We start from the raw sequence: 13448 nt of genomic DNA, 5'->3' as shown, positions 1-13448 counted from the left end.
ATTGAAGAATGCAGGAACTACGCAATCTTTAGGGTCACATGGTCGCTAGTATTCTCACAATCCGCAACTACGCGAGCGCCATCATGCACATCGCCAGAAAGCAGCAATCGAGCAAGCTGATCGCCAATTTCCGTTTGAACCAATCTACGCAACGGACGAGCACCATAAACTGGATCATAGCCATGCTCCGCAAGCCAAGCGCGAGCAGAACCGCTCACATCCAAGCTAATGCGGCGGTCGCTCAAGCGTGCAGCCACTTGACGAACTTGAATATCCACAATTCCACCAAGCTCTTCGCGGCTCAACGGATGGAACATAACAAGCTCATCCAAACGGTTGATGAACTCTGGCTTAAACTCAGCGTGAACAGCGTTCATAACAGCCTTACGTTTAGCAGCATCGTCCAAGCCCTCTTGCACAAGGAATTGCGAACCCAAGTTTGATGTCATAATCAAAATCGTATTCGTAAAATCAACCGTTCTACCCTGACCGTCAGTCAAACGACCATCGTCCAAAACCTGCAACAAAACGTCGAATACTTCTGGATGTGCCTTCTCAACTTCGTCAAAAAGCACTACAGAATACGGACGTCTACGCACAGCTTCAGTAAGCTGGCCGCCTTCCTCGTAGCCAATGTAACCAGGAGCAGCACCGATTAGACGCGAAACGGAAGCCTTTTCCATGTACTCGCTCATATCAATGCGAACCATTGCACGCTCGTCGTCAAACAAAAAGTCAGCAAGAGCCTTAGCAAGCTCCGTCTTACCAACGCCAGTAGGACCCAAGAACAAGAAGGAACCAGTTGGGCGATTCGGGTCTGCAATTCCAGCACGGCTTCTGCGCACAGCATCTGCTATAGCCTGAATTGCTTCACTTTGACCAACCACACGCTTAGAAAGCTCCTTTTCCATGTTGAGCAGCTTCTCATTTTCGCCTTGCATCAAGCGACCAACAGGAATGCCCGTCCATTCGCTAACGACTCCTGCAATAGAATCAGCATCAACCTGATCCGGAACCATTGGCTCTTTCGCTTCACTTTTAGCATTAGCGGCCTCAGACTCCGCTTCTTCCAAAGCTTTTTGAATGCTTGGGATTTCACCATACAAAATACGGCTTGCTTGTTCCAAGTTGCCTTCACGTGTGAATTTGTCGGCTTCTACGCGCTTAGCGTCGAGTTGCGCTCGCAAATCACCAACCTTGTTATGGCCAGCCTTTTCCGCATCCCAACGCGCTTTCAATCCAGAAAGCTTTTCGCGCGAGTTAGCTAATTCTTCCTGCAACTTTTCTAAGCGTTCGCGCGCAGCAGCATCTTCCGCTTTCTTTAATTGCATTTCTTCCATTTCAAGACGCGTAACTTTGCGCTGCAATTCGTCGATCTCTTCTGGCTGAGAATCAAGTTCCATACGCAAGTGAGCTGCCGCTTCATCCACCAAATCAATCGCCTTATCTGGAAGCTGTCTGCCAGTAATATAGCGGTTTGAAAGCGTTGCTGCAGCTACGATTGCATCGTCACTAATCGTCACCTTGTGGTGCGCTTCGTAACGTTGCTTAAGTCCACGCAAAATCGTCACAGTATCTTCAACAGATGGCTCACCAACAAACACTTGCTGGAATCTGCGCTCAAGAGCGGAATCCTTTTCAATATGCTCACGATACTCGTTAAGCGTAGTTGCACCAACCAAGCGCAGCTCACCGCGTGCGAGCATTGGCTTAAGCATATTGCCAGCATCCATTGAACCTTCTGCAGATCCTGCGCCAACAACAGTGTGAATTTCGTCAATAAACGTAATAATTTGACCGTCCGATTGCTGGATTTCCTTCAACACTGCCTTTAAGCGTTCCTCAAACTCGCCGCGATACTTCGAACCTGCAACCATCGAAGCTAAATCGAGACTGATAAGACGCTTGTTTTGCAAAGTCGTAGGCACATCTCCTGCCACAATTCGCTGAGCCAATCCTTCTACAACTGCCGTTTTTCCAACGCCCGGCTCGCCAATTAGCACAGGATTGTTCTTCGTGCGGCGAGAAAGAATCTGAATCACGCGACGAATTTCCTGATCGCGCCCAATTACTGGGTCGAGCTTTCCTTCGCGAGCGCGCGCAGTCATATCAACAGAATACTTTTCGAGCGCTTTGTAGTTGCCTTCAGCATCCGGAGTTGTCACTTTTGCACCACCGCGCACAGTTGGCACAGCCCTACGCAACACGTCTGCGGAAACGTTGTGCTTTTTGAAAATATCCGCAACAGCGTTTGGTTCGCTAGCAACCATGCCAATAAGCATGTGTTCCGTAGAAACGTATTCGTCTCCCATTGCGCGCATTTCTTTTTCTGCCTGGCTTAGCGCAGCCAAAAGCTGACGACTTGCATCTGGCTTAGTTGTAGTTGAGCCAGTAGATGAAGGCAATGCCACTAATGCGTTACGAATTTCAGAACCGATTTGTTGCGCGTCCGCCCCCGCCTGAGCAATAAGCGCACGCACAACGCCCTGCTCTTGGCGAAGTAAGGCATCCGCCAAATGCAAAGTGTCAACTTGCGCATTGCCAGCAGCCGCTGCACTTTGCACAGCATCACTTAATGCGTCTTGCGCTAATGTTGTAAACTTTTGTTCCATATCTACCTCATTTCCACGAAAGCTGTAAAACACATTTCAGTTAAGTCAAATCGCTGCAATTTTTATTGCAATTTCAAGCTTTTTGACGATACTTTTGAGTCCTAACGAGCTTTCACTTTCATGTATCTGATACGTATAACAGATTTTCCTATAACTTTATTCCTAAAACTTGAGTGTACTAGACTCAAGTTTTGTTTTCAAGAACTTTCAATCGCAAATAATTTACACAAATAATTTAATTAAGTAGTAAGCAAAGTTTAGTTAAGTATCGAGCAATGCTTAATTAAGTAGCAAATATGTCGTAATCTTAAAAACATGAGAATTGCACGTTTTTCGTATAATGAAGTTCCGCAATACGCTTTCGTCCAAAAAGACGAAACCGACGGTAAAGATTATTTAGTAGCCCTTGAAGGACATCCTTTAAGTCCGCAAGGAGTTAAGCCAACTGGTAAACGTTACGCGTTGGACGCTGATGGCGTGCGTTTACTCGTGCCTGTAATTCCATCAAAAGTATACGGATTGGCAAAAAATTACGATACCCGTTCTGACGACGAGCGCGCTGCTTCTCCTGCGGCATCTTCGCATACTGCTGCAGACATGGTGATTTTTACAAAGCCGAGCACTTCTGTAATTGGTCCGGACGATCCGATTGTGATTCCTGCTTGCTCAAACGACATGAATTTTGAGCCAGAAGTGGCAGTTGTTATGGGCAAAATCGCCAAAAATGTAACTGCAGCTACCGCAATGAATTACGTTTTTGGCTTTACTTGCGTAAATGACGTAACTCTACGAGATTGCGCAGGAAGCGACCCAATGTGGACGCGCGCAAAAGGTTTCGACACTTCTTGCCCACTTGGACCTTGGATTACAACCGAGCTAAATTGGCGCGATGCACATATTTCATTTACGCTTAATGGTGAAAATGTGCCGGAAGCTGACGGCACTACAGCTCGACTTATTCACAGTATTCCTGAGCAAATTGCAGCGATTTCAAGCTTCTCAACGCTTCTTCCAGGAGACGTGATTTTGACAGGAACCCCATACCCGGCTGGGACTTTACGCGCGGGTGACGAAGCGATTGTACACGTAGATGGCATCGGTTCGCTGCGCAATGTGATTGTGCATGCGTAACTACAATCATCAATTTGGCTTAAAACTTTGACTTAAGACTACACAAATGCGCGTGGGCCAAAGATTGCCGAACCGATTCGAACCATCGTCGAGCCTTCGGCAATCGCCCACGCAAAATCGCCGGACATTCCCATCGAAAGCTCTAATTTTGCAGAGTTTCCATCATAATCTTGCGCGAGTTGTCCACTTACACAATCTCGAATTTCTCGCAATTTTGCGAAACCACTTCTCACTATTTTTTCATCATCCACGCGCGCTCCGAGCGTCATAAATCCGTGCAAATTAAGCGCCGGAAGACTAGATATAGCGAGCGCTTCATCAATCGCACGTTCTGGCGCGCATCCCGATTTCGTAGCTTCTCCCGAAACATTCACTTCCAACATAACGTCTGTGCAAAGTCCCAAATTTTGCGCGCGCGTAGATATTTTTTGCGCAAGTTCAATGCCGTCAACCGACTGAATACCATTTGCAAGTGGTAAAACTTTATTTATTTTATTGCTTTGCAGCTGACCGATTAAGTAGAGTGGAATTTCACCGTTCACTCCAACGCTTAAACCTTCTCTAGCAGCTTGTGCGCGTAAAATCTCGGCTTTTGCAACGATTTCTTGTGGGCGATTTTCCCCAACTACTCGCACTCCAGCTTTAAGCGCTGCCATGATTTCGCCAACATCTCGCGTTTTAGTTGCGGCAAGTAGCGTAACCGACTCAGCTTTGCGACCATAATGCAATTCGGCTTGAGCAATGGCGTCTTGCACGCTGTGCACGCCGTCGGCAATTTGACACGCACGAACACAATCGACTTCAGTATTCGCTAAATCTTTTTGCGTCATATATGCCATTTATGCCCCAATCTATCAAACCTAACTACATAGTTTAGTCAAGGAAGGGCACGGATTTGTCGGCTAGGTTTGCGCGAACAGAATCCCACGGCGTGTCAAGGCTTTCAAACAACGCAAGCGCATCGGCAGCACTCATATCTACCGATTGATTTTGACCATGCTTTTTGTATCCCAGAAGATACATACAATAGCCAATCATGCGCTCGGCACTCCAGCCAGATTCTCGAAGCGCACCGACGTCTAGCGAGTGCTTACTTTTTGCAAGCCGCTCACCTTGAGCGTTATCAATTAGCGGCAAGTGCGCAAATTGCGGACGCACATAATGCGTACCGTGAGCCGCAAAAAATCCTGATTTTTCAAGCAGCTCACCAATCCAAATTTGAAGCGCCGCAGAACGAAGCAAATCGCGGCCGCGCACAATGTCGTTTACTCCGCTCAGAACATCGTCAACAACAACCGCAAGCTGGTACGAAAAAACGCCATCCGCGCGGCGAATCACCATGTCACCCAAATCGCGATTAATGTTAAACGATTGCGCACCAAAAATCGCATCTTCAAAACTCACATTTGCTTGCGGCGAATCAGCCGAGGGAACAACAAGCCTTAAAGAATGTTGCTGATTATTTTGCAAACGCTTTTCGATTTGTGCCAGACCTTCCGCGTTTTTACGAAGATTTCTGCACGTACCCGGGTAGCGTATAAAACCGTCGCCTTCTTGCGGAGCTGCAATCGCGCGAATATCGGAACGCGAGCAAAAGCAAGGGTAAATCAACGACTTTCCGTCGTCGTCTTGCAAAGATTCTAGCGCCTCAAGAGCTTCTTGGTAAATTGCGGTGCGTTCATGCTGATAAGTCGGCTCGCCGACCCAATCAAGCCCAGCCCACTTCAAATCGTCAATAACTCGCGCGCTAGCATCCTTTGGCATGCGCGCAATATCAAGATCTTCCAGACGTAAAAGCATGTGTCCGCCTTGCGATTTTGCAGAGAGCCACGCAGCCAACATTGCTACCATATTGCCAATATGCATACGCCCGGAAGGAGTAGGCGCAAAACGACCAATTGCAATAGTTGACTTCGAAAACATGATTTAGTCTTTCTTAATATCTTTAATTAATAAGCATAAACTTGCAAAACATAAGCTTACAAAATAAAAAGCGCGTAACGCATTCATACTAGCATTACGCGCTTCTTACAATCGCAATTAATAGTAATCAATCGCAATAGACCGCAATCAATTACAGCTAAAAGCAACTACTTTATGCAAATAACGACTTATACATAACCACACCCAAGATTGCGCCGGCAATAGGAGCAATAACTGGAATCCACGCTTCACCCCAGCGAGAAGATCCCTTGTGCGGAATTGGCAAAATTGCGTGAAGCAAACGCGGCATAAGATCACGAGCAGGATTCAAAGCAGGACCAGTTGGTCCGCCCATAGAAGTCACCAAACCCCAAACCACGAAGCCGACAACGATTGAAGCGCCAGCCAAATTCTTCTCACCCCATGGAGAGGTAAGGCAGCAAAGAGCAGCCAGAACAAGCACAAGTGTGCCGAAGAACTCGTTAAGGAAGTAGTTAAGCTTGTTGTTATACGCATCCGTAGTGCAGAAAGTGCCAAGAATTGCTTCTGGCTCCTCAGTTTCGTTGTAGTGCGGCAAATACGTTACGTACACAATAAGCTGACCAACCAGCGCACCTAAAAGCTGAGCTACAATATAAGGCACAACGTTAGCCCATGGGAACATGCCGTTTACAGCTTGCGCAATTGTCATAGCAGGATTGATATGCGCGTGGGAAATTCCGCCAAACATGAGCACTGGGAACATCACGCCAAAACCGTAGCCCATAGCAATATTTAGCCAGCCGGCATGGTGTCCTTTAGTATTTTTTAATTCAACGTTTGCAACAGCACCGTTTCCAAAAATCATGAGAATAGCAGTGCCAATAAATTCTGCAGCCAACATTGCCATAAACGAATGTTGCATGGTCCTTCGATCCTTCTTACCTGTTTCAAACTCCACACACGTAATCACGCGCATAAATAACGACTCGTCGCTTAACAATCGTCCAACAACTCGCAATTGCGATTAGCACAGCATGGAACACAATATATTCTCATTTTCAAAGAAGCTAAGAAAATGAATTCCAACATTTATTCTTTGATAGTTTCCCTTATACGCGCGACAGTCTGCGTAAATAGTAAAATCGCCCTCACATCAAAAGAGGCCCGCCACTTTGGCGAGCCTCTTATCTACAAAAACAATATCTGCGGTTTCATCTTCACAACATCCTCGTTGCAACGGTTAAAGTCTTAAATATCCCGTCCAACGTCCACGGATTTCATATCCATACACTTTTGTGGGTTACCGCTATCTCTTTTTTGTTTTTGTACTTTTATTATCGCCGCTTTTTGCTCAATAGTAAAGCACAAAATAAGCTTTGTTCACATATTGTCACTACTGTTCAATTGCACTAAAAAAATCGTATCTATTGCACACTTTTGTGAACATGCAAAGGTTATCATGTGCGTTTACGTTCGAATTACACAACTGTCGGCGTGTCGCACCACCCGACACTCATTCGCACACTTCCCTTACAACGCATACAATTACGGAGTATGGTACAAATTTTTGACGCTCCCTCAAAGGCGATTTTGCGAGGTCAAATTGCAGAACACATCGCCGAAGATGAAAAGGCAGAAAAACGTGAAGCTCGTGAGGGTGAGCTACCGTTGCCAAAAGATCGTTTCTTCGACCGCGAATTAAGCTGGCTGAAGTTCAATCGACGCGTGCTTGAGTTGGCTCAAAATACTGATTTGCCTCTACTTGAACGCGCTAATTTTGCTGCTATTTTTGCGTCAAATCTCGACGAATTCTTTATGGTTCGAGTCGCAGGCTTAAAGCGCCGCATTGATTCTGGCATAGCAGTAACTGCAGCATCCGGCTTAAGCCCACGCCAGCAATTGCGCGCTATTAGTGAGGTCACTCACCGCCGCCAAGATGAGCATGCTCACTATGTTATTGAGCATATTCTTCCTGAGCTTGCAAAGCAGCGTATTGTTTTGCTCAGCTGGGATAAGCTTACAGAATCAGAAAAAGCGCGTTTGTCTGATTACTACAAAAAGCAAGTATTCCCAGTTCTTACGCCTCTTGCGGTGGATCCTGCTCACCCGTTCCCATACATTTCCGGCAAGTCTATTAACTTGGCTGTTATCGTCGAAAATCCAAATTCTGGAAAGTCGCATTTTGCGCGCGTAAAAATTCCAGATAATTTGAACCGTCTTGTACCAGTTGACGATTTAACAGATGAGGAAGGTCGCGAAGAGCGTTACGGCTTCATCACTATGGAAAAGCTGATTGCAGCACACTTGGAATCGCTTTTCCCAGGAATGATTATTAAGGAAGCTCGTTCCTTCCGCGTTACACGCAATGAGGATATTGACGTTGAGGAAGATGACGCAGAGAACTTGCTCAACGCTATGGAGAAGGAGCTTCTTCGCCGCCGCTTTGGACCGCCTATTCGTTTGGAAATTTCTAACGAGGCCAGCCCATTCCTTTCTCAGCTTCTTGCAAATCAGCTTCGCGTAAGCCCTGAGGAAGTATATCGCTTGCCTTCGCCGCTTGATATGACGGTATTGTTTGAATTGCAGGCGCTTGATCGCCCTGATTTGAAGTATCGTCCGTTTATTCCTACTACGAATCGTCAGATTGCAGAAGTTGAAACTAGCCACGCGCAAGATATTTTCGCTTCTATTCGCGAGCATGACATTTTGTTGCATCATCCTTACGATTCGTTCTCTACTTCTGTGCAAGCATTCCTCGCGCAAGCTGCTGCGGATCCAAAAGTGCTTGCAATTAAGCAGACTTTGTACCGTACGTCTAGCAATTCGCCAATTATTGACGCTCTTGTTGATGCAGCTCACGCTGGAAAGCAGGTGCTTGCGCTGGTTGAGATTAAGGCGCGATTTGACGAGGACGCAAATATTGCTTGGGCTCGTAAGCTTGAGCGCGCAGGCGTTCACGTTGTGTACGGCATTGTTGGTTTGAAGACTCACTGCAAGCTTTCGCTCGTGGTTCGCCAAGAAGCAGAAGGATTGCGCCGCTACTGCCACGTTGGTACAGGTAATTACAATCCTAAGACTGCTCGCTTGTACACGGATTTGGGTTTGCTTACTTGCGATCCTGTAGTCGGCCAGGATTTGACTCGCTTGTTTAATCAGCTTTCTGGCTATGCGCCAAAGTCTAGTTTCCACCGCCTGCTTGTGGCTCCTCGTACAGTTCGCACTGGTATTATTGCGCGAATTCAGCGTGAGGAAGCCGCGGCTCTTGCTGGAAAGGAAGCTTGGATTAAGATTAAGGTCAATTCTGTGGTTGACGAGCAGACTATTGACGCTTTGTATCGTGCTTCGCAAGCTGGAGTAAAGATTGATATTGTTGAGCGCGGCATCTGCTCGCTTAAGCCTGGAATTGAGGGATTGAGCGACAATATTCGCGTTCGCTCTATTCTTGGACGATTCCTTGAGCACAGCCGCATTTACGCTTTTGCTAACTCTTGCGGCCCGCAGATTGGTGATGGCCCTGCAAGCGGACCAGAAGTGTGGATTGGTTCGGCTGATTTAATGCACCGTAATCTTGACCGTCGCGTTGAGACTCTGGTTAGAATTAGCGCGCCAGATCAGGTTGAAGCTTTGATTCAGTATATTGATTTGCAAATGGCTGATTCAACTGTTTCGTGGTGGATGGATGGCGATGGCACATACACGTTGCATTCTCGCGATAAGGAAGGCCGTCCGCTCGTAGACAGCCAGGCTTACCTAATCCATACTCACACGCGTAAGCCTCGCGGTGCGAACTAATCGCAAGCAACTAAATAAACGATAAGTAAGAGCCAGATTCAGTAACATGTTTCTGGCTCTTTTTGTGTTTATTACCACTTCTAATCTGACTAAATCTCAAGCGTTCCAGCAATAGTCGAAATCTTCTACAGCACCATTTGCCAGTTTTAGGAAGTTTTTTAAGTAATTATTTATCAGTTTTGGCAAATTTAAGGATTATAAAACAATTTGTTACTGTTATGACTGTGACAAAAGTAAAAGATTACGGCACAACTAAAAGTTGTGAAAGAAAACCGCTAAAATAGTGAATATGAGTGCAGTAACGACGCAATACGTTGAAGCAGCTGGCGGAATTATTTATCGCAAGCGCAATACTACAAACAGCTCAAATGCAAGTGGAGAGGCAAAAACAAGCAGCGACTCAATAAAGTCTAGCGACGATGATTTTGAGCTTTGCCTAGTCTACCGTCCTAAATATGACGATTGGAGCTGGCCAAAAGGAAAGAATGAGCCAAAAGAATCACATCGCCACACAGCAGTGCGCGAAGTTGGAGAAGAAACAGGATATTCAGTCACACTAGGTCCGCACATCGCCAAAATAGAGTATCCGCTTGAGCGCGAAGGCAAAAAATCTTCCAAGAGCAACACATCAAATAGCAACCAAAATCGCAATTCTCAGCCGGAAGTAATAAAGCGAATCCACTACTGGATGATGCGCTTAATCGATAAGCCAACCGCAGCAAAGCGTCTTCCTGCTTTCGGACCAATTAAGCCTGCTAAACCCACTGAAATCGGCAATGTGTTATGGCTTACTCCTTCTCAAGCACGAAAAAAGCTTACGCACGATAGTGACCGCGAAGTGCTAGATGCTTTCTTAGAGAAGCTACACGAAGGTCAAGCAGAATATAGCACGTTGCTTTTAGTGCGTCACGGAAAAGCTGAGTCTCGAAAAACTTGGCAAGGAAGCGAAGCGACTCGACCAATCACGCCTCTAGGTGCTGCCGCCTCATACGCTTTAGGCCGCGAGCTTGCCTGCTACGCGCCGAATAAAATCATATCGTCTCCTTGGAAGCGTTGCTTAGAAACAGTTGCGGCTTTTGCGCACGACTCTTCGCTTTCTATCGAACAGGTTGCGGAACTTACAGAAGATTGTCACGAGAAAAAACCAAAATCTACATTGTCTGTGCTTATAAACGAAATACAAAATCTTGAGTGCAACACACAAAATACAAGCGAAACTAACAATGTAAGCACAACCAACAATGCAACAGTCATATGCTTGCATCGCCCGGTTATCGGCACTTTCTTCGATTATTTACGCGAAATAACAAAACCTAGAGCACACAAACGCATACTCAGCCAAAAATCTCCATACATGCCTACAGGAAGCGCAATAGTTTTGCACATAATTAATACCCCTAAAGGCGCTCGCATTATCGATATTGAAAAGGTTCTTCCAAGTGTCTACTAGTTTAAATTCACAATCGAGTTCTATTCATTCAAGCAGATCTGCTTTTATGCCAAGCCCCACTGGCTCTGCCCGCCCAAGCCGACCTGCACAAATGGATCCTGCGATGCTCGCGCAGATTGAAGGAGGCACGGATCCGCAAATTGTGCATGAGATTAGCCGCACTTCCGCTGCTGTTTTGCTTAACCGCGTTCATAAAACACAGTCGCCGGAAATCGTTGAGCGCGTGCTGAATTTGGTTGAAAATGAAGGTATTGAAGTTATTGCAGATTTGTGGAGTCATGCGGAGGCTGAGTCTCTTCCTGGAATGTTGTGGCGACTGTATTTACTGCGCATGTCTTTACGAAAACAGCGCGAAGCTTACGCTGAGTACTGGAGTCTTGGCGAGCCTGAAGCAACAAGTGCTTCAGCTATTACAGGAATTGATGAGACTCCTACCGGAGAAGATATTGCGCGACTTGCAGATTCTATTCTTTCCGGCGCTTTTACAGGCGATTTTGCTGTAGCGCTTTACCGCGCTTCAACTTTTACTTCAATTATTGCGAGCGGAATGCGAGTTTACGCAAAAAAGTTAGACGAGCAAGAAAATACAATACACACGCAAAAAATTTCAAAGGTTTTGCACATATCCGCAAATATGCACGCTCTTTCACTATCTTTTGCTCATGGAGCAAAATTGTGGCGAGCAGGAAAGTTGGAATAAATTATTTTCGATTAAAATTGTGCGGCGCGTGAAAACAGAAAACAAGGTATACTCAAAATGATGCTGGCTTGTGCTTAAGCCCCGGGCTCCATTTTTTGCCGCTGCGAGCGGCGTTTGCGCCGACAGGCGCTTTCGCAAGTCAGTATCGTTTCTGTTTTGAATTTTAGATTTTAGATTTTGCTAGATAAGTTTAAATAAAATATATTTTCCACTCACATTTGTTTATATTTTGCGCAAAAATAACGGCACGCCGCTAGCTTAACGTGCAATGCTTGCACTAATCTAGAAAGTATGGATCTTCATGTTTTACATCATCCGCTGGTGGACCACAAGCTCACCGTTTTGCGAGATAAGAATACACCTTCTAACATTTTCCGCGAGTTGGTTTCCGAATTGGTAACCCTCGAAGCATACGAAGCAACCCGCAATTTGGAAGTTAGCGATCGCGAGATTGAAACTCCTATTTGCAAGATGACTGGCAAGCATTTGAACCGCCCACGCCCAATGGTTGTGCCGGTTTTGCGCGCTGGTCTTGGCATGCTCGATGGCATGACTCGCCTTCTTCCAACCGCTGAGGTTGGATTCCTTGGCATGAAGCGCGACGAGCAGACGCTCGACATCATCACTTATGCCAACCGTTTACCAGAAGATTTAACTGGCCGTCAGTGCTTCCTTCTTGACCCAATGCTTGCCACTGGTGGCACTCTTATTGCTGCTACACACTATTTGGCTGAGCGCGGTGCTAAGGACGTTACTGCTATTAACATTTTGGCAGCTCCAGAAGGCTTGGAACGCCTGGAGAAGGAGATTGATCCTTCTATTGACTTTAAGGTTGTTGTTTGCGCTGTTGATGAGCATTTGAACGACAAAGCTTATATCGTTCCAGGTCTTGGCGACGCCGGCGATCGCTTGTATGGCTTGATTGACTAATAGTTACTAACCAAATCAAGCGAAAGCTAGAATCAAAAACTACAAAAAGCCTGCTGATTTTGCAACACTTTGCAAGTTCAGCAGGCTTTTGTGTTTAGCGTTGACAAATTTTGCGCAGATAAATCTCTTTACCGCGGACGAGTTACGGCCACTTCGCGAGCGCGCTCTGCTAATTCGTCTAGTTTAGCAATTTCCGCGCGTTGAGAATCAGTCTGCTTTGGCGAAAATTCGCCGTAACGATTTTGCGCAGCAGTACGGATTAAAAAGTCAGCCAGACGCGGATTTTTTGGCAAAACTGAGCCGTGCATATAAGTGCCAATAACATTGTATTTGCGCGCTCCTTCCGTGTGATCCTTGCCATTATTACCGCAATTTTCACTATCAACCGAGCCAAGTGGCTGAGTATCACCCTCCAAGCTTGTTCGTCCAGAATGGTTCTCATAGCCCACAATATCGCCAAAATCGTCGCTATGTTCCACAAGATTTCCAATCATGCGCACATCTTGACCAACCGTATGCTCACCAAGTATTCCAATTCCTTTAAGCTTTTGACCCTCAACGGTTTCAAAATACTCTCCAAAAAGCTGGTAAAGTCCACAAATCATAAGCATTGGAACGCCATCTTTTGCAAGCTCACGAATCGCGTCCGCGCGCGCAAATAAATCTTCAGTGACTCTGCTTTGCCCATGATCTTGACCGCCGCCGCCAAGAATCATATCCACGCGCTCTGGCCATAAATCGCCAACGTTGTACTCGTGAAGCACAGGCTTATAACCGTACAATTCCGCTCGGCGCATAATCGTAAGCACATTGCCGTAGTCGCCGTAAATATTCATGTCTTTTGGATATAGCGACACAATATGTAGCACGCGATTTTCGGCTTCAAAAGTAGCATTTGCTTTACTAATATCACTGGAACCATTCATGA

The 13448-nt window shown here is 46.1% G+C and carries 10 protein-coding genes; 5 read left to right on the top strand and 5 right to left on the bottom strand.

Features of this window, described 5'->3' with window-relative positions; genetic code table 11:
- Window positions 1–17: 17 nt before the first annotated feature.
- Window positions 18–2612 (bottom strand): ATP-dependent chaperone ClpB, encoded by a 2595-nt coding sequence (gene clpB, locus DOD25_RS05715; RefSeq protein WP_112928843.1) that lies wholly within the window; start codon window positions 2610–2612, stop codon window positions 18–20.
- Window positions 2613–2927: 315 nt separating this feature from the next.
- Here clpB and DOD25_RS05710 point away from each other — a divergent pair, with 315 nt between their 5' ends.
- Entirely contained in the window at window positions 2928–3743 is an 816-nt protein-coding gene (locus DOD25_RS05710; protein ID WP_004119563.1) for a fumarylacetoacetate hydrolase family protein, read from the top strand.
- 38 nt (window positions 3744–3781) lie between these two features.
- On the opposite strand, the gene DOD25_RS05705 is transcribed toward DOD25_RS05710, so the two are convergent.
- The 3 genes from DOD25_RS05705 to DOD25_RS05695 all read right to left on the bottom strand — a co-directional run bounded on the left by DOD25_RS05705 (window position 3782) and on the right by DOD25_RS05695 (window position 6570).
- Window positions 3782–4582: a YggS family pyridoxal phosphate-dependent enzyme gene (locus DOD25_RS05705; RefSeq protein WP_004119565.1), complete on the bottom strand. Its 801-nt coding sequence runs from the start codon at window positions 4580–4582 to the stop codon at window positions 3782–3784.
- Between the two features lie 34 nt (window positions 4583–4616).
- Window positions 4617–5666 (bottom strand): glutamyl-Q tRNA(Asp) synthetase, encoded by a 1050-nt coding sequence (locus tag DOD25_RS05700; protein ID WP_112928842.1) that lies wholly within the window; start codon window positions 5664–5666, stop codon window positions 4617–4619.
- A gap of 172 nt (window positions 5667–5838) precedes the next feature.
- Window positions 5839–6570, bottom strand: a complete 732-nt coding sequence (locus DOD25_RS05695; RefSeq protein WP_032842372.1) for an MIP/aquaporin family protein — start codon at window positions 6568–6570, stop codon at window positions 5839–5841.
- A gap of 632 nt (window positions 6571–7202) precedes the next feature.
- On the opposite strand from DOD25_RS05695, the gene DOD25_RS05690 reads away from it, so the two are divergent.
- The 4 genes from DOD25_RS05690 (at window position 7203) to upp (ending at window position 12520) form a co-directional block, all read left to right on the top strand.
- Window positions 7203–9440 (top strand): RNA degradosome polyphosphate kinase, encoded by a 2238-nt coding sequence (locus DOD25_RS05690; RefSeq protein ID WP_004119572.1) that lies wholly within the window; start codon window positions 7203–7205, stop codon window positions 9438–9440.
- A gap of 289 nt (window positions 9441–9729) precedes the next feature.
- Window positions 9730–10890 carry an NUDIX hydrolase gene (locus tag DOD25_RS05685; protein WP_004119574.1) on the top strand — a complete coding sequence of 387 codons (1161 nt, stop codon included), beginning with the start codon at window positions 9730–9732 and terminating at the stop codon, window positions 10888–10890.
- A gap of 46 nt (window positions 10891–10936) precedes the next feature.
- On the top strand, window positions 10937–11590 hold the full coding sequence (locus tag DOD25_RS05680; protein ID WP_004119577.1) for a hypothetical protein: 654 nt from the start codon (window positions 10937–10939) through the stop codon (window positions 11588–11590).
- Window positions 11591–11881: 291 nt separating this feature from the next.
- A complete protein-coding gene (gene upp / locus DOD25_RS05675; protein ID WP_004119581.1) occupies window positions 11882–12520 on the top strand; it encodes a uracil phosphoribosyltransferase in 639 nt (212 codons plus the stop codon).
- Between the two features lie 128 nt (window positions 12521–12648).
- On the opposite strand, the gene DOD25_RS05670 is transcribed toward upp, so the two are convergent.
- Window positions 12649–13446 carry a type 1 glutamine amidotransferase gene (locus DOD25_RS05670; protein WP_112928841.1) on the bottom strand — a complete coding sequence of 266 codons (798 nt, stop codon included), beginning with the start codon at window positions 13444–13446 and terminating at the stop codon, window positions 12649–12651.
- Between the last annotated feature and the right edge of the window lie 2 nt (window positions 13447–13448).

The sequence above is a fragment of the Gardnerella leopoldii genome, assembly GCF_003293675.1.
In the GTDB taxonomy this organism is placed as follows: Bacteria; Actinomycetota; Actinomycetes; order Actinomycetales; family Bifidobacteriaceae; genus Bifidobacterium; species Bifidobacterium leopoldii.
This window is presented reverse-complemented; position numbering and strand designations above follow the sequence as displayed.